The 21816-nt window shown below is 54.9% G+C and carries 15 protein-coding genes; 4 read left to right on the top strand and 11 right to left on the bottom strand.

Annotated elements, in window-relative coordinates:
* Window positions 1–8: 8 nt before the first annotated feature.
* The gene (locus HOV93_RS13715; RefSeq protein ID WP_207397070.1) at window positions 9–467 is read right to left on the bottom strand and encodes a hypothetical protein; all 459 of its coding nucleotides are present in this window, start codon (window positions 465–467) and stop codon (window positions 9–11) included.
* Window positions 468–484: 17 nt separating this feature from the next.
* On the opposite strand from HOV93_RS13715, the gene HOV93_RS13720 reads away from it, so the two are divergent.
* On the top strand, window positions 485–727 hold the full coding sequence (locus tag HOV93_RS13720) for a hypothetical protein (RefSeq protein WP_207397071.1): 243 nt from the start codon (window positions 485–487) through the stop codon (window positions 725–727).
* Window positions 728–948: 221 nt separating this feature from the next.
* Here HOV93_RS13720 and HOV93_RS26420 read toward each other — a convergent pair whose 3' ends face one another.
* From HOV93_RS26420 to HOV93_RS13740, 4 genes are all read right to left on the bottom strand, one after another.
* Window positions 949–1941, bottom strand: a complete 993-nt coding sequence (locus HOV93_RS26420) for a hypothetical protein (RefSeq protein WP_207397072.1) — start codon at window positions 1939–1941, stop codon at window positions 949–951.
* A gap of 261 nt (window positions 1942–2202) precedes the next feature.
* The gene (locus HOV93_RS13730) at window positions 2203–4845 is read right to left on the bottom strand and encodes a M1 family aminopeptidase (protein ID WP_207397073.1); all 2643 of its coding nucleotides are present in this window, start codon (window positions 4843–4845) and stop codon (window positions 2203–2205) included.
* A gap of 105 nt (window positions 4846–4950) precedes the next feature.
* Entirely contained in the window at window positions 4951–6369 is a 1419-nt protein-coding gene (locus tag HOV93_RS13735) for a sigma-54-dependent transcriptional regulator (RefSeq protein WP_207397074.1), read from the bottom strand.
* Window positions 6370–6374: 5 nt separating this feature from the next.
* The gene (locus HOV93_RS13740; RefSeq protein ID WP_207397075.1) at window positions 6375–7781 is read right to left on the bottom strand and encodes a sensor histidine kinase; all 1407 of its coding nucleotides are present in this window, start codon (window positions 7779–7781) and stop codon (window positions 6375–6377) included.
* Between the two features lie 280 nt (window positions 7782–8061).
* Here HOV93_RS13740 and HOV93_RS13745 point away from each other — a divergent pair, with 280 nt between their 5' ends.
* Window positions 8062–9213 (top strand): FG-GAP repeat domain-containing protein, encoded by a 1152-nt coding sequence (locus HOV93_RS13745; protein WP_207397076.1) that lies wholly within the window; start codon window positions 8062–8064, stop codon window positions 9211–9213.
* Between the two features lie 63 nt (window positions 9214–9276).
* Here HOV93_RS13745 and HOV93_RS13750 read toward each other — a convergent pair whose 3' ends face one another.
* Entirely contained in the window at window positions 9277–11118 is a 1842-nt protein-coding gene (locus HOV93_RS13750; protein WP_207397077.1) for a UbiD family decarboxylase, read from the bottom strand.
* A 122-nt stretch (window positions 11119–11240) separates the two neighbouring features.
* The gene (locus HOV93_RS13755) at window positions 11241–11735 is read right to left on the bottom strand and encodes an FKBP-type peptidyl-prolyl cis-trans isomerase (protein ID WP_207397078.1); all 495 of its coding nucleotides are present in this window, start codon (window positions 11733–11735) and stop codon (window positions 11241–11243) included.
* Between the two features lie 204 nt (window positions 11736–11939).
* Here HOV93_RS13755 and HOV93_RS13760 point away from each other — a divergent pair, with 204 nt between their 5' ends.
* Window positions 11940–12713, top strand: coding sequence for a VOC family protein (locus tag HOV93_RS13760; RefSeq protein WP_207397079.1), 774 nt, complete (start codon window positions 11940–11942; stop codon window positions 12711–12713).
* A 1-nt stretch (window position 12714) separates the two neighbouring features.
* Here the strand turns inward: HOV93_RS13760 and HOV93_RS13765 are convergent, their stop codons facing one another.
* Window positions 12715–13422 (bottom strand): alpha/beta hydrolase family esterase, encoded by a 708-nt coding sequence (locus HOV93_RS13765; RefSeq protein ID WP_207397080.1) that lies wholly within the window; start codon window positions 13420–13422, stop codon window positions 12715–12717.
* A gap of 376 nt (window positions 13423–13798) precedes the next feature.
* On the opposite strand from HOV93_RS13765, the gene HOV93_RS13770 reads away from it, so the two are divergent.
* Window positions 13799–15082: a hypothetical protein gene (locus tag HOV93_RS13770; RefSeq protein WP_207397081.1), complete on the top strand. Its 1284-nt coding sequence runs from the start codon at window positions 13799–13801 to the stop codon at window positions 15080–15082.
* A gap of 168 nt (window positions 15083–15250) precedes the next feature.
* On the opposite strand, the gene HOV93_RS13775 is transcribed toward HOV93_RS13770, so the two are convergent.
* From HOV93_RS13775 to HOV93_RS13785, 3 genes are all read right to left on the bottom strand, one after another.
* Window positions 15251–16714, bottom strand: a complete 1464-nt coding sequence (locus HOV93_RS13775) for a DUF1501 domain-containing protein (RefSeq protein ID WP_207397082.1) — start codon at window positions 16712–16714, stop codon at window positions 15251–15253.
* 37 nt (window positions 16715–16751) lie between these two features.
* On the bottom strand, window positions 16752–19847 hold the full coding sequence (locus HOV93_RS13780; protein ID WP_207397083.1) for a PSD1 and planctomycete cytochrome C domain-containing protein: 3096 nt from the start codon (window positions 19845–19847) through the stop codon (window positions 16752–16754).
* A gap of 218 nt (window positions 19848–20065) precedes the next feature.
* On the bottom strand, window positions 20066–21811 hold the full coding sequence (locus HOV93_RS13785; protein WP_207397084.1) for a C25 family cysteine peptidase: 1746 nt from the start codon (window positions 21809–21811) through the stop codon (window positions 20066–20068).
* Between the last annotated feature and the right edge of the window lie 5 nt (window positions 21812–21816).

Genomic DNA, 21816 nt, shown 5'->3' on the forward strand with positions numbered 1-21816 from the left:
GGTCAGGACTAAAGCCCGGACATCTGGCGGTTGAAGTCGAACTGCAGGTCCGGATGAACTTTGTCGAGCGCCTTGTCGATTTTCTTCAGTTGGGTGGCATACATGTTCGCGGAGACTCGACAGCTGCCAAATCGAATATTCATATCTTTGATGCGTCGGCAGAAGTGAACCCGAACCCGCAGCTCCGTTCCTTTGTCGCCCGAGAACCGCAGCGACTTTTCCATCCAGCGGACCACCTTGCGAAGAGTTTTTTTGTGTATCTGTCCGGGGACACTGAGCAGTTGGTCGATCTCGTCGCATAATTCGTCGGCATATCCGATCTCGTCGTCCGCCTTCATCAGCAGATAGGTCAGCAGTTCTTTACTCTCGACCTTGAACTTGGCGAGCCGAAGACAAACGTCCAGCAAATCATCGTGATCCAACTTGACCAGTTCCTTCTTCAACTGGCTGATCGTAGCTGCTTTCATGATGGGTGATTCGTTTCTTGGCTGCCGCTCAGACGGCTGACCAGTTCGGCGACGGCAGGATCGGATTGACGGTAGGAGGCAATGCGAATGTCAAGACCTTGGTCGAGGTGTTTCAGGAACGTTCGCTCGATTGCCTCGGTGATCCAGTCGTCTCGGTTACCGAAGACGCCACCACTAGCAGCGTAGCTTCAGTGACGCCGTGGTCGCCTCATATGCGACAGCTTCTGGTTTCTAAATCCTCACTGTCGACGAGCCTCTAACCGCGCCCCAAAATGGACGTTTTTTGCTCCTGATTTCGTCTAAATCGTATCACGAATGGAGACCCAAATCGTATCACATTTCAACAAACCTAAACCGTTTTCCCTAAATAACTTACGACACTACAAATCCTCCCTCTTGCGATCTCAATACTTGTTCGCAATACAGAGGTCGTCGGTTCAATCCCGATCAGCTCCACTTTTAGCACGCTGGAAATTTTAACTTAAAGTGCTTCAACAATTTCTGGGCGAAACATAACGATTAGTTCGGTCTCTTCCGTTTCGTTTTGGCAGGGATCATCGTTATTGTCGTCGGACTGTTGGCTTGAGCTTGGTTCTGGTGCTTCGCTTGGCAGATCTAACTTCTCACGTGCTTTCAGAATGGGGCGTCGCTGTACGAGCCCGGCTAGTACGAACGTCTGGCCATCACCCATTTCAACACTCGTGGAGACTCCCCGGACTCGCAAGCCCGGCACCGTCACGTCACCCATTTTGACGCTATGGCTGGGATCGATTTCACTAATGGTGGGTCGCACCTCAAGCCGGATTCTTTTCTGACTGAGAACTTCGGGAGCGAGGTAAAGTTGTGTGCCGAATGCTTTGAATTCAATGGCCGAATCTCCGCTGCGCTGAGCAACTGGAGTTGGAAATTCGCCTCCTATATGCAAAGAGGCTGGCCTTCCGCTGACCGTTACTAAAGTTGATTCTGTCAGAACCTTCAGCGCGCCAGATTTTTCCAATTCAGCGACGACCTTCTTGAGTGTTGCGTCGTTTTCGATCACTCTTATGCAAACGGATTCCCTTAAGTTGTCACTCTGTTTTATATCGAAAGCCTGAGCCGGGGCATCGAGATCTCCGGCCGATAGTGTCGCTCCAAATCCGTTCGGGCGAAGTGATTTCGCGTCGATATCGCCGACGTTGAAAACTACATTCTGGGCTTTGGTGAGCGACAACTCGCAAACCTTGACGGAGACAACCACCTGCTCATGCTTACCGGTGAGCTTACGGAGACGTTGAATCTCCTTGGTCAATGACTCTGGCGACTCGACAAGCTGTTGCAGCTGCTCGACAGATTGACGCTGCTTTTCCTCCGATTCAGCAGTTGGGCCAAACGGCCTTGAAGGAGCGGCCCCCTGAGGCGTGATAGAAGGAGGCTGGCTAACGACTATGGTCGGAAGCAAGCAGAGCACGAGCAAGGGAAGCGTTTTTTCAAGCACGGGAAAGCTCCGCTGGCGATTCGTTTGGCCTGAGACGTGTTTGAGAAAATATAGCTTCGCGATGGTAGAGCGAAAACATCAGTTGCAGGTGTTGGGCTGCTAGCTGAATTCTCGGTAACGGGATTCACCTGGCAAGGCGAGAATCGGAAGCATTCCCGCCAGGTTCGTCACCGTTGATCCATGAGCCGCTTGTCGGCTCCGCCGATCCAGTTAGAGAAACCTGGACCACCCTGAGTTGAACCCGTGTCAGACGTCCTCTTCCTATTCCTCCGTCGCCTCGAGCTTCTTCCCCAATTCGTCGAGCTTCTTCTTTAGCGTGTCGTTCGATTTTTCGAGGTCTTGCATTTGTTTGCGGAGCTCGATCAGTTCGGTTGGTTGGGGTGTGCTGTCTTTGGTTAATGCGGCCAGGGCACTTTCGGCCGCTTTCGCGAGGTCTTTGTTGTGCGAGGCGTCGGCGTAGGCTTGCAGGATTGGCCGGGCCTGTTCCAGGCCGAGTTGGCCGAGGGCTTCGATCGCTCCTTTTTGGACGGCGACGCGGGCATCGTTTAAGTGCGGGGCGATCTGCTGCAACGACTGCTGCTTCTCTTCCTTTTCATCACTCAACGTGGCGAGCGTTTTGAGCAGCTTGGTCAGGCCGCGGGTCGTGTAGCGGTCGGAAGCCAACTTGACCTGATGCGACAAGTCAGGGACATACTGCGAAGAACCACTCTTGCGCATCGCTTCGATGGCCGCTTCGGCAATTTCGTTGCGGAACGATTCCTTTTCCAACGACGCTCGCAAGTACTGCGTGATGGGCTCGTCGGAATACTTGGCCAGGCCTTCGATCCAGGCAGCGACGATGGCCGGGTTCTTTTCGGCCTGGGCTCCTTCAAGCAAAGCAACGACCTCTTCCGGTTGATAGTCTCCAACGGTCGCTTTGACGAGTGCCAGACGAACGCGGGCATCGTTCGGCGTGGCCGTTTTTCGCAATGCGGCTCGTGACTTATCCGAGTTGATTTTGCCTAGGGCTTCGGCAGCTTCGACGCGAACGCCATAGAACGGATCAGTCTCTAAGGCCGCTTGAATGGCATCGATCGCTTTGTCGGACTTCTTTTTGGCGAGTGCTTCGATTGCCAGGATACGGCCGGTGGCTCGCTCGGCACTGGCCAGTTCGCTGACCCATAGGGCTTCCGGCTTATCGAAATCGACCTTGGCCAGCAGCGTGTACTCGGGATCGAACTGTACCATCTCGGGCTTGCTGGGCAGCGAGACGTAGAACTCGTGTTTGGCCTGGGTGATGTCCTCGGTGTGGAGGACCAGCTCGCCGTCACAGAGGAATGCGAAGGTCGCGGGAAAGTTGAACAGCATCACGTCGTCGTCCACCTTGTGGGTTTGCTCGAACGTGATATGGGCCAGCGAAAGCTTCGGATCGTAGCGATAGCGAATCTTCAGATCGGGATGGCGGGCATGATAAACCCACTGATCGAAGAACCGATCGAACGTCCGTCCGCTGGTTTCTTCGATGGCCGCTTGCAACTCGGGCGTGGTGACGGTCGTGAGGGCATGTTCTTTCAAATAGCTTTGAATCGCGTCGCGAAACATGTCTTCGCCCAATTGGCTGCGAAGCATATGCAGCACCCAGCTTCCTTTGGGGTAGGCGCGGTAGTCGAACTGGTCGCCTGCGTTGCTGTACTTCTTCCATACGATGGGGCGTTTGTCATTGGCCCCGTTTCGCAGAACGCGGTTGGTCGCGTCGCGGTAAAGACCATACAGCGTTGCATCTCGACCGAATTTTTCGCCTTCGTAGAGATGCGTGTAATAGGTTGCAAAGCCTTCGTTGAGCCACAAATGACTCCAGTCTTCGCACGTGACGTAATCGCCAAACCATTGATGCGCTAGCTCGTGGGCATCGAGGCCTCGCGACGAGCGGATGTTTTCGGTGGCCGGGGTGAAGATGGTGTTATGCGTCAACGTGGTGATGGTGGTATTTTCCATCCCACCGGCAATGAAGTCGCGAATGGTGGCCTGATCGTACTTATGCCACGGGTAAGCAACACCGATCTCCTTCTGATAGAAGTCCATGATCGACGCCGTGTCCTGAAACGACGCGGCCGCATGCTGTGAGAGCGTTGGCTGGCTATAAAAGCCGAGGGGAATCTTGCCGGCGGTGTCTTCCAACTTGTCGAAGTAGCCAGCGACAACGCAGATCAGGTAGTTCACGTGCGGCTTGTCTTGCAGCCAATGGACCGACTTCAGGTTCGTGCGCGGGTCGATGCTTTCTCCCAGGTTTCGCCCGTTGGAGATCACGGTCATATCGCTCGGCACGTGGCAAATGACTTCGGTTGTTGACTTCTCGTTGGGATAATCGAAACAAGGGAACCATTGCCGGGCATAGTGGGATTCGCCCTGGGTCCAGCAGTGGGTATCTTCTTCGGGGTAACCCATCTCGGCGGTGCGAAAGTAGAAACCACCTTGCGGCTGGCAATGATGTTCGATCTTGACCCAGCTCTCTTGCCCGACGGGAATTGGCTCGGCGAACGCAATCGTCAGGTCACTGTTGGTACTATCGAACTCCGAAACCGGCGTCGATGCTTCGACGCTGGTGATCGACAGGTCGACCGCATCTAGCTTAAGTACATCGATCGGCTTGCGTAGCGGCACGAAGCGAATGGTAGTTGTGCCGCCGACGGTTCGCGCTTGGAAGTCGGGCGTGATGTCGAGCTTGATATGTTGCACGTCGACCTTACGAATTGGGGCGTAGTGCGGGCCGTCCCCTCCCAGGTCGACTCCAAACCCGAGCCGGACTACGGTCGACTCGCAATAGCGACAAGTGCAAAGCGCTTCTTCAGCCCAAGCAATCGACTGAGATGCGGCAGCTGCGGTCATGACGACTGCGGCGACGACCAATATTTGGAAAGATTTCATGGCGAAGTTATCAAGAAGTTAAAGCCAACGCCGTAGCGACTTCACGCCTGGATTACGCGTGAGCAACAACACGTGCGCGTTTTCGTAAAAACAGTTAACTCCAGCCTAATCATCTTTTTGGTCAGGCGAAAGGAGTCCATACTGTTCACACTTCTTTTTTACCGTGGTGCGGTGAATACCTAAAATTCGGGAAATAGCCAGATATTGTCCGTCACATTGCTCGAGCAATACGGCAAGCATCTCTTTTTCCGCTAACGATTGAAATCGAGCCCACAAATTTTCCGATTCCTCTTGGGAAAGCTGAGCCTTGGTCCAATCTCGGATATTGGCCTCGAGTCGACCGACAGTCGACGTCTCGCCGGACGCCCCGGTAAACCATGCTCGATCCACCGGCACGGGAAGATGCTCGGCTTCGATCACGCCGCTGCGAGCCAGAATCTGAGCATGCTCGATCGCGTTTCGCAGCTCTCGCACGTTGCCGTACCACGGCCGTTTCTTCAGTTCTTCCAGCGCTGCTGCAGAGATACGCAGGGGGCGATGGTACTCCTTTTCTAGTAGATGCATGAAGTGATGTACCAACGGCGGAATGTCCTCGCAACGATCGCGCAGCGGTGGCAGGATGATTTGAAAGGTGTTCAGCCGGAACAGCAGATCGTGCCGAAACGTTCCCTCGCGGACGCACTCGGATAGGTCCTGATGCGACGCGCAGACGATGCGGAAATCGGTTTTCTCGCCTGCGGATCCGCCTACCGGGACGACTTCGCGCTGCTCGAGTGCGCGCAGTAGTTTTGCCTGGGTCGGCAAAGGGACCTCGGCGACTTCGTCCAGAAACAACGTGCCGCCGTTGGCTTGTTGCAGGAAGCCTGGCTTGTCTTGAATCGCGTGAGTGAACGCTCCGCGAACGTGGCCGAACAGTTCGCTTTCGATCAACGACGGCGCGAGCGAGGCGATATTGACGGCCACAAACGGTTGATCATGCCGCGGACCGTAGCGATGAATGGCCTGGGCGACCAGTTCCTTACCGGTACCGCTTTCCCCTTGTATCACGATGGGTGCCGCGCTGCTGGCCGCGAGGGCAATGCGTTTGAAGACTTCCTGCATCGCCGAAGAGGTACCGACGAGATCGGCCGAGACACGCTCTGGCCGCACTTGTTCGTCAGCGGCAGGCTGAAGTAGGGCACGGTTGATAACCGTCTGAATGTCTTCCACCGAAAACGGCTTGACCAGGTAATCGAACGTTCCCTGTCGGACCGCTTCGACAGCGATCTCCAAGTCACCAAAGGCCGTGATCAACACGACCGGTGTGCCAGGTGAAATCTCCTTTACCTTGGGCAATGCTTCGAGGCCTGACATGCCTGGCAGGCGGACATCGAGAAACATCAGGTCAGGCCGATTATCTTCTAACAGATCGAGGCCCTGCTCAGCCGTCGAGGCGACTCGGACTTCGTGTCCCAGCTTGGTGCCTAGCTTTTCGATCGCCCAGCAGACGCTGGATTCGTCGTCGATGACGTGGATGCTTGCCATTGGGTTTATTTAACTCGGCGAGGTAACGTGATTTGAAAGCAGGTTTTCCCTTCGACTCGGTACCACTCGATCGTTCCCCCGTGTAGCTCGACAATCTCGCGGACCACTGGTAGCCCGAGCCCGGTTCCTTCCGGCTTGGTCGTCACCAACGGCTCGAACAATTGATCCGCGATCTCTGCTGGCGGTCCCATTCCCTCGTCGCATACTCGAATTGTAATCGATTGTTCCCCATCGTGCGGAGTGGCCTCGATCGCCAGGCCCCCCGATTCGGCGGCCTGTTTGTTTTCCGATACGTGAGAAGCATGTGCCCCGATAACCGCTTCCATCCCATTAAGCAGCAAATTCATCAGACACGTTTGCAACAGCACCATGTCGGCATGCATCGTCGCCTGTGAAGGGAAATCGATTTGCTGATGAATCGTCACACCATGATGATGGGCTTGCGGTTCAACCATCATCACGGTGGCGTCAATCAACTGCGAAATACTGATCGTGCGACGATCGAGGCCCTGCTTCCTGCCTAGCCGAAGCATCGATTGCACCATGTGCTCGACCATGGCCATCTGACGCTGAGCCACTTGCAGGCTCTCGCAATCGGGGATACTGCAATCGAGTCGATGTAGTCCCAAGGCCATTTGACCACCCGTCATCGCGTTGCGGATCTGATGCGAGAAGCCAGCCCCGATCTGCCCTAATACCTGGGCACGTTCCATCGTGCGGACCTTGGTTTCATAGCGTTGAAGTTGCTGCGACATCTGGTTGATCGCCAGCGATAGATCCCGCAGTTCGTCGTTCGTCTTGCCAGGCGGAAGCTCGATGAAGTCTCCTTCGGCAATCGTTCCGACCTGTTTCTGCAGCCGAGCAATCGGACGAGTAATTCTGACCGCCAGCACCGTAGCCACCAACAGCATAGGACCGACAGCCACCAGCCCCAGCAGCATCAGCGGCCAGAACGATTGGGCCACTCGTCGGTCGTAGTTGGCCTTAGGAAACAGCAGATGAACGGTCACGTCGCCACTGCCGGAAAAGCGGGACGTCGTTGTGCTGTGAAAGTAGCTGACGCCTGCCAGGTTGATGACTTCGGCCAGATCGACAACGCCTAGGTTATCGTCTTGCAGCAGCGAAGAGAGTTCATCGGTGGTAATCTCGGTGGTAGTCCGGATCAACTTGCCACGGTTGTCGGTCACGGCGAGTTCGGTGCCGGTGAGCCCTTCAATTTGTTCGAGCACCGGCTGCGACAGGGGGAATCGAACTTCGGTCAATTGCTCGTTGATCGCGGCTAGACGTGCCTCGATCTCTTCTCCCGTTTCTACCTGGGCGTACCAGAGATTTAAAAACGAGAGCGCGAAAACGGTGACCAACGTCCACAGCGTCAGCGGCAGTGTCACTTGATAGATGAGGGGCCAACGCATCGGCGTCTTTCAGGCATTTACGGGATACAATCGTTTCGTCGGACTATCTATTGTAGACTGAAGAGGCAAGAACGTGCTTGGGACATATAGCTGGTATTGATTTCATGGCCAGCAAGTCACTCAGCACGGAAATTGGTGCCCCTCTGCCGCAAAGCGATAAGTGAGCTTGATCGTTGCTTGCCGGGAATCCATACTCGTTGGTGGAAGCGTGAAATTCACTTCCTTCAGCGAATCGCGGCGGCTGATCTCCCTCGACACCCCCTCCTCAGGAAAACCACTCATGCGTAGCCTTTTCAGTCTTTTTTTGCTGCTGGCCCTGCCCTGCCTGGCCTTAGCCGAAGCCCCTGAAAACTTCACTGTGAAGGTACTTGGCTTCGATGCCAACGAAGGCTGCGACATCGCCGACTTCGATGGCGACGGCAAGCTCGATGTGATCGCAGGCCGCAATTGGTACCGCAATGGCGACTGGCTACCCCGACCGGTTCGCTTGTTTGAAGATGCCAACGGGTACGTTCACTCCAACGGCGATTTTGCCCGAGATGTCAACGGCGACGGCAAGATCGACGTCGTTGCTGGCGACTTCTTTCAGGGGAAAGTCAACTGGTACGAAAACCCTGGCTCGCCTGCCAACCTGCAAGGCTACCTTTGGAAAGAGCACAACCTGATCGACACCAAGCTGACCACCAATGAAGCGACCATCATGGTCGACCTGGATGGGGACGGTGTCGAGGAATGGATCACCAATCAATGGAATCCGAAGAACCCTCTGATTGCTTGCCGGTTCACCAAGAACGACAAGGGCGAACCGCAGCTGACCTCCTTCAAAATCGGTGGGCGAAACGGTCACGGCATCGGCGTGGGTGACATCAACAACGATGGCCGCACCGATATCCTTGTCGGCCAAGGCTGGTACGAAGGCCCTGAAGGTGGCCCCTGGTCGAGCGAGTGGACCTTCCACGCCGATTGGAACGAACACCTCCCTTGCCCCATGCTAGTTCTAGATGTCAACGGCGACGGCAAGAACGATATCCTCGCCAGCAAAGCGCACGGCTTCGGCCTCTGGGCCTGGCTCGCCACCGGCACCGATAAAGAAGGCAAGCTAAACTTCGACAAACAGATAATCGACGACACCTTCAGCCAAGCCCACGCCCTGCACCTGGCCGACCTGGATGGCGACGGCAAAGATGATCTGATCACCGGCAAACGCGTGAGAGCCCACAACGGCAACGACCCCGGCGGGAAGGAACCACCAGTGCTGAACTACTACACCTGGGACAGCAGCGGCAAGTTCACCAGCCACATCATCAACCGTGGGGACGTCGGTATCGGCCTGCAAATCCGCACGGCGGACATCGACGGTGATGGCGATATCGACATTGCTGTTGCCGGAAAAGATGGTACGCAGATCTTGTTCAATCCGTTGAAGGATTAGAGCAACATTACCTTAGGGCTTCGATCGATTCGACCTGGTACCGTTGTCCCAGGTATTGGGACGCTACAAATACTTAGCCAGCGGTCCACCCTTGGCGGCCAGCGCATCCAACTTCGCCGTCACGGCAGGATCTTCAATCAGCGGCGGGGCGTTCCAGGGTTTTAGGCGGGCATCGATGACCAGCGAGCCTTCGCAGCCCCAGTGCTTTTGCCGGGTGCTGCTGGCGATGCCGTGGACGTCGGCGGCTGGGTTGCTGCGGGTAAACGTGACCCACAACAAGTTATTCATTGTCTGGGCGGTGAACTCGCTTTCGTCGGCGATGATCACTAGTGGGAACTTGTTGATAGGGTCGCTCGACGAATAGAAAGAGGTGAACCGTTCGATTGCTGGCTCTGCTTCCTGAAGGGCCGTTTCGTACTGGGAGCCACTTACGACCAGCACGCCGGGCATGGCGACTTTCGGTTTGTGGAAGCCGTCTGGCAACTGCAAGTCGCCTGGCACTTCGGATTGCAGATCGCGGATGGGTGGCCCGACGGCGGCGATGATGGCCTTCGAGCCGTGGTTGAACTGGCCACTCGAATAGTCGAGCGTGTCGATAGTGGTCTCGGTCAGGAAGTGGATGTCGCGTCGCCAATCGACACGCCGCAACATGTGCAGCAGGAACGGGCAGATCTCGTGCAGGTTCAAATCGGGGTCGTCTTGTTCGGCCGCGATGAACAAGTATTTCGCCAGTGACATCTGCCCTTGGCCTAAGATGGCCGAGGCCTGGGTCATCAGTTCTTTGGGACGCCGGCGTTCTTCGTAGGGGACGTAACGCTCGCTGCCGATCGCCAGCAGAAGCGGATGGACTCCGGAAGCATCGACTGCGTGAACTTCCTTGATGCCAGGCAGCACGGTGGGAATGACCGGCCCGGTGATCTCGTGGATTAGTTGACCGAAGGTGGTATCTTCCTGCGGAGGCCGACCGACGACGGTGAACGGCCAGATCGCTCCATCACGGTGATAAACCTTGTCGACCCGCATCGTGGGGAAGAGATGCTTCAAGCTGTAGTAACCCAGGTGATCGCCGAAGGGGCCTTCCAGCTTCTCTTCGCCGGCATGAATGGTTCCGCTAATGCAGAAATCGGCTTCGGCGTAGATCGGCAATTTCGTGCGGGTAATGGCCATGGGAATGCGATGCCCGGCGAGTGCTCCGGCGAAACCGAGTTCCGAAAGACCTTCCGGCAGCGGCATCACGGCGGCGAGCGTCATGGCCGGATTGCCCCCGACGAAGATATTGACCCGCAGCGGCTCTCCCTTAGCGATCGCGGCAGCATGGTGTACGCCGATGCCACGATGAATTTGATAATGCAGGCCGACTTCCTCGACCGGATCGTAGTCGTTGCCGGCGATCTGCACGCGGTACATGCCCAAATTGGAATGGTTCAGTCCGCCGACGCGTTGGTCTTCGGTATAGACCTGCGGAAGGGTTACGTACGGGCCGCCATCGTCCGGCCAAGAGACCAACCCAGGCAAGTCGGTTAATGGGATCTCGTTTTGAAAGATGGGCCCGCTACGCACCTTTTTCGGCAACATCGAAATCGCCCCCAATGGAGCGTAGGCGTAACGTAGCGGCGATTTGAACAGTTGGTTCGGGTCGATCTTCAGTTCGATCAGCCGCTTCACCGTTTCCAGCGTATCGCGGAAGATGAAGCAAGCCCGCTCGATCGAGCCAAACAGATTGCCCACCATCGGAAAGCGACAGTCTTTAACGTTGGCAAACAGTATCGCCGGACCATCGTTGGCGTAGACGCGTCGTTGAATCTCGGCGACTTCCAGGTGCGCGTCGACGACATCTTCTACCACTAGCAAATGGCCTGCTCGACGCAAATCGTCAACGCAGGCCCGTAGATTTCGATAGCCCATAATTGGTGATGGTGTGCTTAGGTTGAGTCCGGCCTGGTTGGGATGCACCGCACTTGCGGCAACCCCAGGAGGTTACCGTTAAGCGGTCGGCTTCGCAACAAGGCACCTCAGCCCAACACTTCTTAACCATGGTCGTGATCGTGCGCACTACCAGGTCCGTGCGCGTGGCCGTGTTCAAGCTCTTCAGGTGTCGCATCACGGACTTCGACGACGGTGATATCGAAATGGAGCGTTTCATCGGCCAACTCGTGGTTGCCGTCGACGATGACCATGTCTTCGCGGATATCGACGACGGTCACCAGAACCTGATCGTCTTCCGTTTCGAGAACGAACTGCGTCCCTTCTTCGATTTCACCCATCTCGGCAAACTGCGACTTCTCCAGTTCCCAGACCAAATCGTCGTCGAACTTACCGTAGCCATCTTCCGGCGGAATGATGACTTGGAACGTCTCACCGGAGTCGCGGTCGTCGAGCGCCTTCTCCATCCCCGAAATCAGATTCCCTACGCCATGCAAATATGCAAGCGGGTCCGACGCATCGGTCGAATCAAGCAGATTCCCATCGGAATCTTTGAGGGTATAGGTAATGGAAACGACCGTATTCTTAGCAACTTTCATCGATTCATCCCAGGCAGTGCCCAATGGGCTTTACATATCAAGTGGGGCGATAGATTCAGCATACTGCGTGAGGGGGTTGGGCTCAATCTCGGCTTAGGGGAAACTAACTGGTTATGTAGAAAAGAATTATGGCTAGACACACTGCGTTTGTCGCGTTTACAACGAGTGTACGGATGAAACCGTTTAGAAAGGCCATTGTCTAATATGCGTGAAATCACCCCCAACGAGCTTTGGATCGCCAATGCACTGCAGGTTCGTGACATTCGCGCGACCTTGCTTGCAGGAGCAACCGCGATAGTCGACTTGGCCATGGAAGAGCGTCCCATTGCGTTTCCGCGAGACATCCTCTATTGCCGTTTTCCGCTGTTAGATGGCACCGGCAATCCCCAATATCTGCTTCAGACCTGCATCGAAACGGTCGCCAAGTTGGTCGAAGCGAAGCGTCCGACGATCATTGCGTGCAGCGCCGGAATGAGCCGATCTCCGGTAGTCGCCGCAGCTGCGATTGCACAAGTCAAAGACATGACGCTCGAAGCCTCGCTGTTGAAGCTCACCGAAAAGGGGCCGCACGATGTTTCCCCAGCCCTGCTCTACGATGTTTTGCAGGCAATGCCGAGACTGAACTCCTGCCAGACGCGGGTGAACTTGATTGCCCTGCGCTCGCGTGATCCAGAAGTGACGGTCCGGTTTTATCAATCGTTAGGGCTCATCTTGATAGAAGAGCAACACGACCAGGGCCCCATACACTGGGCAAGCGATACGAATGATTTCGTGCTGGAAATCTATCCGGCCAAGTCGGCCGAACCAATCGACTCATCTACGAGCATAGGGCTGGAGGTTTCCGAGATAGGTACGCTGGTGCAGCAGCTTAGACATTCAGGGACAACGATTGTGCGCGAGCCGAAAGCGTTTGCCTGGGGTGTTCAAGCGATTGTCCAAGACCCAGACGGGCGTAGTGTGATTCTCGTCGACCGATAACTCAACGACGAATTCCACTTAAAAATGTCCAGATGGCTTCGTTATGGTCTATTGACCATTCATGCCCTAGTCCGGGAACCGAGACGAATTCGCTTGCTGTATCCGCGTCGTGATACTCCTGGGCAGCGGCTTCCATCGCATCATGAACCAGATCATTCTGGCCAGCGATCAAGAGAATGGGGGTCATGCCTTTGGAGAAATCAGTGCCTTTTGACGGCGTACCTGAGTGAGCCACTACGGCGGCAACAAGATTCGGACGATTACGAATGAGCCCGTGTACAAAAGTCGCTCCTTGCGACATTCCAACGACATAGATTTGCTTGGGATCAATCGCATAATGCGATTCTATTTCCCGGAGAATCAAGTCAAATCGATCCAAGTCCCGACTCTCGCCGTGACCAGGATCGTCACTTCGCGGTACTCTCCACAATCTTCCTTTTGCATCGGGATAGACCAAAAGAAAACGGTGTTTTGCCGCCAGTTGATCTAACTTCGAGTAGTTGGCCATCGACTCGGGCGTATCCCCTACGCCATGGTAGGCGATCACCAGCGGTACTTTGCCAGAAAGGTCATTCGGAACAACAATCCGACAGTTGAACGGTTCGTCCATATCCTCGAACTTTGCACATATCACCTTGTAGTCGGACTGATTCCAACAACCCGTCAGAACCACAAGCAAATACAGCAAGTTCGAGTAAAGCTTCGTCATCAAAATCGCTAGTCCACTATTGCAAAGCTCAACACGCGATACGGTGATCGCAAGCAGGCCAAACTTGCCTTGTTCTTTACGCGAACAGTGCAATGGCCAGAAAATGCTCAGCTCAATTTTAGCGGTTGGTCTACACTTTTCGCTTGCGAAGCCTATCCGGGCTAAGAAATGGCAAGTTTAACCTTCAGGTAAAGACTTTCGCTACCTCTTAACACAACGGTCGGGCTGTGTCGGTTATTTGGGTGATGGGTGCAGGGTGCTAGTAAACCTTTGGGAATCACTTGCGGATGACTTTTCCGGAGACGGTGTGTGTTTCGATAACATAAGTGCTCACGAGGAGCACGGACATTGCCAATTAAACACGGAGGAGATTCATATGCCGATTAATGATCATTATGCGGATGATACGAGTTACAACTGGGCCACGCGGAACCCGGGTATCATTGGAAGTTTTTGTCTTGTTTTAGGAATCGCGTTGGGTGTCGGGATCACCCAGTTCTGGTTGCAGCAAGATCTGGTGAAACAGCTCGCTAGAGTCGAGAAGGAAGTCAAAGCAACCCATCACCCGCTCAACCAGTTGACGGGGTTCAACGATGCCACCCTGCGAACCAACTCGCTTCTATCGCGTCTCGAAAACCAGAGCGGCATGCTCTACAAGTCAGGTCAGACCATTCAGCGGTCCGATCGTCTGCACGACGAAATCGCCCGCTTGTCGGCTAAGTTGAACACGGCCGACACAGCGGCCGCCAAGCTTAGCAGCTTGCAATCGAATTTGGACAAAGCCAACTTGAAGCTGACAGCCGCCCAGCAGCGTGTCGACGAGTTGGAATCACTGGCTGCCCGATTGGCTCAAAGTGGCGCGGACATCTTCAAGGCCAAAGACTCGCTGTCGTCTATGGAATTGGTTCAACAGCAACTGATCAACCAGCAGTGCCTGATTCCTGAACTAACCGCTACGGTTGATTCGCATTGGAAACTGCAGAACGCAATCTGCGACCTAGCTGCCCAGTCCGACGCCACGGACCGTGCGATTGATTCGCTGTCCAACAACCAGAACCTCGTGCAGCAGTTGGCGATCGACACCGAGCAGTCCAGCTTGGTTCTGTCGAATGTGCAGACGATCTTGGACGACCAGAAGTCTATGGATCTGCAGGTTCAGAAGCTGGCCGATACGCTAGATTCCGCAACCGAGTTGTCCTACGAAGCGATTCACCTGAACGCACGTATCAAAGACGTTCAAGAGCAAACCACTTCGGCATCAGAGAACATGGACGAACTGGCTTGGTTGGTTAACTTCCTGAACTCGCAGGACGAGAAGATTGCCAAAGCCCAAGAGAACCTGCACAAGATCGATCAGATCGAAGACCAGGTTGTCCGTCTCGACGATTGTGTGCCGGCTTTGGTAGAAAATGTCGACTTGGTGACTGGCCTCAACAAAACGATGGTTGCTGTCCTAGGCAGCTCGAGCGACCTGCGATCGCAACTAGCCGAGATCGTCCTGATGCAACCAGCGGTAGAGCAACTGGCCGCCAAGTTTCGCCAAATCACGGCTCCTGAAGATGGAAGCCAACTGGTTAGTGCGAGAGAGCGTGCCAAGAAGATGATCGAATCTTCGCAGCCTGAGCTGAAGATTCCGATGTACATCAGTCGGGCTCAGTAACCTGGCGAGTGCAATCGCCCCCTGCTTGCCCCAGCCGCCGACGAACCGTGGCTAACCAATGGGACATTCGCTTGCCCCCGTGGCAAAACGTGGCTCTCCTCTTCTCGGTGAGCGAATGCCCAAAGAAGAACGTCGGCGGCTTGGATCGGAAATAACTTCCGATCCTGGCTACAGCAGCAACTGCTTTACCGGGTGTCGCTCTTCGACCCCGGTTAGACGAACATCAAGCCCCTGAGTCGAGATCGACAGCTTGCTATGATCGATACCCAGGCAGTGCAAGATCGTCGCGTTCAGGTCTGAAATGTGAACCGGATCTTTCACGATGTTGTAGCTGAAGTCGTCTGTTTCGCCATGAACTACCCCCGGCTTCACACCACCGCCGGCCATCCACACCGTAAAACACCGTGGATGATGATCGCGACCGTAGTTGTCTTTGGATAGCCCGCCTTGGCTGTAGATGGTGCGGCCAAACTCGCCACCCCAAACTACCAGCGTGTCGTCCAATAGACCACGCATCTTCAAATCTTGAATTAATGCCCAAGCGGCTTGATCGACGTCTTTCGCCTGGGCCGGAAGATCTCGGGCCACGTTACCGTGTTGATCCCAACCACGGTGGAAGATCTGCACGAAACGCACGTCGCGTTCGACCATGCGGCGAGCCAGCAGACAACTAGCGGCAAAAGAACCTGGTTTACTAACATCGGGCCCGTACATGTCGAGCGTCGCTTGCGACTCTTGCTTCAAGTCGACCAACTCTGGTACCGAGGACTGCATGCGAAAAGCCATCTCGTACTGCGAGATTCTCGATTGTGTTTCCGGATCGCCTGAAAGTCGGTAGGTCTCTTGGTTGATTTTGGAAACGCTATCGAGCATACGCCGGCGGAGCGAACTGTCGACACCTTCCGGATTCGACAGAAATAAGATCGGATCGCCTGACTTTCTTAAGGTGACGGCCGAATGCTTGGAAGGTAAGAAGCCGGCGCCCCACAGACGGTTATAGAGTGCCTGGGCTTGCTGACGACCGCTCCAATTGGGTGTCATGACCACGAAGGTCGGCAGGTTTTCATTCATCGAACCTAAGCCATAGCTCAGCCAGGAGCCCAAGCTAGGCCTACCGGGGAGTTGGTTCCCGGTGCAGATGTACGTGATGGCCGGGTCGTGATTGATCGCCTCGGTGTGGACCGACTTTACCAACGCGATGTCATCGACCATTTTGGCGTGGTAAGGAAGCAACTCGCTGACCATCGTGCCGTTTTCGCCATGGGGCGTAAATTTGAACTTCGACGGAGCGATCGGAAATCGGCTTTGCCCAGAGGTCATCGTCGTTAGACGTTGCCCTTGCCGCACCGATTCCGGCAAGTCCTTGTCGTACCACTGGTTCATTTGCGGTTTGTAGTCGAATAAGTCCATTTGGCAGGGAGCCCCGGCCATGAACAAGTAAATGGCCCGTTTCGCCTTGGGGGCGAAGTGCGGCAGTTGAGGTAAACCGCCCACGCCGGAACTGGGAAGTTTGGCTGCCTGGGCAGGCAGATCGGTCATCGATGCCAGCGCTGCGGCCCCCAGCCCGAGGGCCCCTTTCTGAAAGAAGTGCCGGCGGGTGATCGCTTGAATATAGTCGTTACGAGGATCCATCGAATTGGTCCTTGATGCGTTCTTAGGTAGAGGTGAATTAGCGTTGAATGACGACTTCGTCGAGGTTGAGCAGCGTGTTACAGACAATCGCCCAGGCTGCTAACTCTGCGGGGGTCTCATCTTTGCCAACCAACTTGCCGGCGGCTTCCGGATTCTTCTGGAAGTAGGTAAGGCTATCGAAATACAACGATTCCAGTTCTTTTTTCTGAACGTCGTTTTCAGGATTCAGTAAGCAAAGCGAAATCAGATAGTTCACCTTGGAAACAGGATCCGAGCCCCCTTCGTCCATCACGCGTTGGGCCATCGCGACCGCCGTTTCGACATACTGCGGATCGTTCATCAGCAGGAGGGCTTGCAGTGGCGTATTGGTGCGTTCTCGACGAACCGTGCACGACTCGCGGTTGGGAGCATCGAAAGTGCCCATCTGAGGAGCCAATGCCGTCCGCTTAATAAACGTATACAGCGTACGGCGATGGACTTTTTCGTGGCCTTCGTCGGCTTTGAACTGCACCGTGTTACTGCCGGAATAGCCCACGGCTTTCCAGAGCCCATCAGGCTGCGGCGGCTTGACCGATGGGCCGCCGATCTTTTCGACCAAAAGGCCACTCAGTGCCAACGCTTGATCGCGGAGAGACTCGGCATCTAAACGATAGCGAGGTCCACGCGCGAGCAGACGATTCTCGGGATCCTTCTTCAACAGTTCAGGCGTCAAGGTCGACGACTGACGGTAAGCGGATGTCATCACCATCCGTTTCATCAACTGCTTGATATCCCAGCCGTTTTCGCGGAACTCGAGTGCCAGATTGTCCAGAAGTTGCGGATGGCTAGGCACACTACCTTGGGAACCGAAGTCCTCCGAGGTCTTTACCAGGCCAACACCAAAGACGTGTTGCCAATACCGATTGACTGCCACACGTGCGGTTAATGGGTGACTTGGATCTAACAACCACATCGATAGCCCGAGCCGATCCTTGGGCATTTCTTCAGTCATCGGTGGCAAGAAGCCTGGCACTTTGCGAGGTACTTCCTCGCCAATCTGATCGTACTCGCCCCGAATCAAGACATGAGCAGCGACCGGCTTGGCGGCTTCCTTATATACCAACGTGGTTGGCGAGTTTTTCTTCAAATCGGCTTGCTTGTCGGTCATCGTTTTCAGTTCGCCACGCAATTTATTGAACGTCTCTTGCGTGTCGAGACAGACAAACTCAAGAAAGTAACGACGAAGCGTTTTTGTCTCGTCTTCGCTGCGTTTGCCGGTTTCTTTCTTTAGAATCTCGGTGACCTTTTTATTTTCGGGATTGAGGGAAGCTGGTGATTTGGCAGCGAACTCGGTCCAATCCTGTAGCGACTTGAATTGAGGCTGCTTGCCGTGCTTAGTGACGTAGCCAGCTTTGTCCCAGTAAACGGTGCCGTCCCACTGAGTGAACGCCCAACCGTTGAGCTTGGCCCCTTCGTTCAAACCGATCTTTTCAATCGGCACTTCCAGCCGGACCCATTTGCCGGTCTCGGGCAGGTCGCCGATACGATGCTTGGTTTTGCCGTTGCTGCCATAGGGAATCAGGTCTTCACCCCAATAGGCTCGTTGATCCCAGTCCCCATCGTTCCACTGGAACATCACTTCTTTCGGCGGATTTTTGGGATCGAGATATACGTAGCCGAACAGCGTATCCCCTTTGAAGAGCGTGATCGTCTGATCCGTTTGATTGAAGTAGGCTTGGTCGTTCCCTTTGGCCGTTCGTTTGGCGGACTTCTCGCCACTGAAAACAGGCTCAGGCTTGGTCACCCAGTGGTAGTCACCACTGATATTGGCTTTCCCCGGGACGCCGTCTTCGACCCAGACGACCTCTTCGGGTTCGATCTTGGGGTTATCAACGCCGGGGCCTGGGTCTTGGTATTCGACCTTGGCCAACGTTGATTTAATCTCTTCCCGTTTTTGGCCAATTTGTTGATCGAGTTGAGCCAGTTCTTGGGTTGCTTCTTTCGAGTAAATGGTGGGTGCGTGATCCTTCTTGTTACCATCCATGGCGCTTCCATCGATGCTGTTGAAGAACCCATACATCGAGTAGAAGTCTTTTTGCTTGAGGGGATCGTACTTGTGATCGTGACAACGCGTGCAGTCCATGGTTAGCCCCATGAACACCGTCCCGGTTGTGACCACACGATCGTTCACGTTCCGCATTTTTACTTCCGCTTTGATCGAGCCCCCTTCATTGGTCGTCACGTTGCACCGATTGAAGCCAGAGGCAACTTGCTGTTCCCACGATGAATTGGGCAACAAGTCGCCGGCCAATTGTTCGGTCAGAAAGACATCGTACGGCTTGTTGTCGTTGAGCGCTCGGATGACCCAATCGCGATACATCCACATCTCGCGGTAATTGTCCAAATGCAGGCCGTGCGTGTCGGCATAGCGAGCAGCGTCTAACCAATACCGAGCCATGTGCTCGCCGTATTGGGGAGAAGCCAATAAGCGATCGACGACTTTCTCGTAAGCGTCTGTCGACTCGTCTTTCAGGAACGCATCGACCTCTTGCACCGTAGGCGGAAGACCGGTCAGTGTAAACGTTACCCGGCGAATCAGCGTCAACTTGTCGGCAGGCTCACTCGGTGCAAGCCCTTTCTTCTTGAGGGCTGAACCCAGAAATTGATCGATTTCCTTTTCATTCCACTCGGCAAAATCAACCTGCGGAGGATCGGTCTTCTGCGGCGTTTCAAAGGACCAATGCCCTTGGAACTTGGCCCCCTCGGCGACCCACTGTTTGAGTTTGGCGATCTCTTCGGGGGTAAGGCTCTTATTGGAATCAGCCGGCGGCATCACCGTCGACTCATCATCGCTAAGGATACGCGCAATCATTTCACTTTCGTCCGGCTTGCCTGGCACAATGGCCAGCATGCCGGAATCCGCTTCGCCGAGGACGCTTTCGGCGTCGTCGAAACGTATTCCTCCTTCGCGATGGTTTTCGTCCGGTCCGTGGCAGGCATAGCAACGATCCGATAGCAGAGGACGGATATCGCGATTAAAGTCGATTTCCGAAGACTCTTCCGCCCAGCTTACCTGGGGAGCCAAGGCCAAGAGAGCCAACGCGGCACCGAGAAGCATCTGCCGCGAGATGCTCGTGAGTTGCAGCGAGATCATAAGAACGTCCGGTTCTGGGAAGGAGTGAAATTTCAGGCGGGACGGCAAGCTCTTTCGAGTGATAGCAACTTGCCTAAGTACCAATCCGGCAAAACTTGCCCGATTTGCAATTCACTGTACCTTGATTCTACACCACCGATCAAGAGTTTTTGTGGTACAAATGCACGAAAGCCGCTCGCAAGGCGAAATCCTTATGCACTAAACGGCGAAAACGAGAATTATTCCCCGATTTGCCCTTCCAAGATTCCCTCAGCAACCTGGAGTGGCTGAATCGCGATATCTTGAGATCCCAGACCGACTTGCGAGGCCCCTTCGACCCAGACTCGCACGTGACATGGTCCGTGACAAGCTTCCGGAATATCGAGTTTCACCTGAAATTTGCCGTCCGCCTGCTCAGCATCGACAACATGCCACAGCCGGTCGTTGGCAGACTGATAAGTTTTGGTGTACTGGACAAGTTCGTCATGCAGCGGCTGATAGGTCGCACGTTTGGAAAGCTGAGCGACGCATCCATCGCGGCGACAAACTAGTTCGACACGAACTTTGCCTGGCAGCGAAGTCTTGCCCACGATCTCGATCGACGAGCCGGGATGCGCAACTCCTGGGGCCGAAACCTCGACCGGCGAGGCATGGGGAAGCTTTAGCAGTGGATCACCCAATAAGTTGAACAGGCCCATATGCTCGAGTCGTTCTTCCCGCAAAAGCCCTGGCTTAGGACTGACCAGCGCGGCCATCGTATCGAGCATCTTACGATTGCCTAACTTTCCGCCTTGTTGCATGGCTTCGCGTTTGGCGTGCAACAGAAGTTGTCCCAGCGTGGGCTGCTTTTCATTGAAGTACTGCTGCAGCATCTCGGTGCCCATGACGCTCATCGCGTAAGGCATCGTCACCCGCGATCCGGCAAACACGGCGACTGGGCCCCCTTTTTCACGGTGAAGCTTTTCCGCCAGGCAGTCTCGCGGGGCATCGAATGCGCCGGTGTAGCACGACAGAAAGATCGCAATCGGACTCGACGTTTCGTTTCGCAGCGCGGCGACATCCTGATTGGTCAAAATTGGGTAGGCATCGTTGGGAACACGGATATAGTCGAGCGTTTCGACATGCCCATGCCCCATATAAACCCAGAACAGCCCCCCCTCGTTGAGTTGCCGGACGACTTCGTCGCGAAACTCTCGCGGATCAGGACAGTAGATACTGCGCCAACTTCCTTGGGCCACCTTGGCCTCGAAGTGGGCAGGTATCTCGTCGGTAAGGAACTTTTTTGTGATCGTTTCCATCATCGTATCGACAACGGAACCAAAGCCACCCACGCCAGCGACAAAGTGCAATCGACGCTGCCAGTCGCCTGGCGGAAGTTTTGATTCGTAGTCGATCGTCTTGGCGACAATCGTTTTCAGTTCCTCTTCATTGGCGACCGAAAACCTTCCGACGGCCAGGTCCGGAATTTGGTCGTCATCGAGGTCGGCATAGTAGTTGTCGGTGGGGATCTCAGGCTCTGATCCGAAATGGACGTTCACCACGGCTTCCTGATAATGCACCGGGACCCCTATGCCGCCGGACTTGTCGGCCACGACATCGCCGACCAACAGAACCTGTTTTAAGGGACCTGATTGGGCGGCGTCTCGAATCGTGGTACGGATCTTCTCCTTGGAACTCACATCGGTCACCACCCCAATGCGGTGCCCCTGCTGCATGCGGTACTGGAGCCAAGGACGCATTGCCGTGACGTAGGCCTCGGGACAAACAACCAGGGTATCGAAGCCTTCGGTAGACGAGGCTTCCGGCGCAGTCATCAGGAGTGCCAGAACAAGAATGGAAGTCATCGCGGCGGGATCGAGAAAGGGGGAAATGGTGAATTTGAGCACTTTTCGCCATCTGGTCAGAAAATGCCCGACACTGGGGAGTGTATCGGTTTGCACTCCAGGAATGAAGCCGAATTCCCCCAGAATGACACCAGAGGGCACTTCCG

The sequence above is a fragment of the Bremerella alba genome (assembly GCF_013618625.1).
Taxonomy (GTDB): Bacteria; Planctomycetota; Planctomycetia; order Pirellulales; family Pirellulaceae; genus Bremerella; species Bremerella alba.

What these genes read in the sequence shown, in the direction of transcription:
- HOV93_RS13755 (WP_207397078.1), bottom strand. Translation starts at nt 11,735, where the DNA reads ATGAAAGTTGCTAAGAATACGGTCGTTTCCATTACCTATACCCTCAAA.
- HOV93_RS13765 (WP_207397080.1), bottom strand. Translation starts at nt 13,422, where the DNA reads ATGACGAAGCTTTACTCGAACTTGCTGTATTTGCTTGTGGTTCTGACG.
- HOV93_RS13745 (WP_207397076.1), top strand. Translation starts at nt 8,062, where the DNA reads ATGCGTAGCCTTTTCAGTCTTTTTTTGCTGCTGGCCCTGCCCTGCCTG.
- HOV93_RS13730 (WP_207397073.1), bottom strand. Translation starts at nt 4,845, where the DNA reads ATGAAATCTTTCCAAATATTGGTCGTCGCCGCAGTCGTCATGACCGCA.
- HOV93_RS13715 (WP_207397070.1), bottom strand. Translation starts at nt 467, where the DNA reads ATGAAAGCAGCTACGATCAGCCAGTTGAAGAAGGAACTGGTCAAGTTG.
- HOV93_RS13760 (WP_207397079.1), top strand. Translation starts at nt 11,940, where the DNA reads ATGCGTGAAATCACCCCCAACGAGCTTTGGATCGCCAATGCACTGCAG.
- HOV93_RS13780 (WP_207397083.1), bottom strand. Translation starts at nt 19,847, where the DNA reads ATGATCTCGCTGCAACTCACGAGCATCTCGCGGCAGATGCTTCTCGGT.
- HOV93_RS13770 (WP_207397081.1), top strand. Translation starts at nt 13,799, where the DNA reads ATGCCGATTAATGATCATTATGCGGATGATACGAGTTACAACTGGGCC.
- HOV93_RS13775 (WP_207397082.1), bottom strand. Translation starts at nt 16,714, where the DNA reads ATGGATCCTCGTAACGACTATATTCAAGCGATCACCCGCCGGCACTTC.
- HOV93_RS13750 (WP_207397077.1), bottom strand. Translation starts at nt 11,118, where the DNA reads ATGGGCTATCGAAATCTACGGGCCTGCGTTGACGATTTGCGTCGAGCA.
- HOV93_RS13735 (WP_207397074.1), bottom strand. Translation starts at nt 6,369, where the DNA reads ATGGCAAGCATCCACGTCATCGACGACGAATCCAGCGTCTGCTGGGCG.
- HOV93_RS13740 (WP_207397075.1), bottom strand. Translation starts at nt 7,781, where the DNA reads ATGCGTTGGCCCCTCATCTATCAAGTGACACTGCCGCTGACGCTGTGG.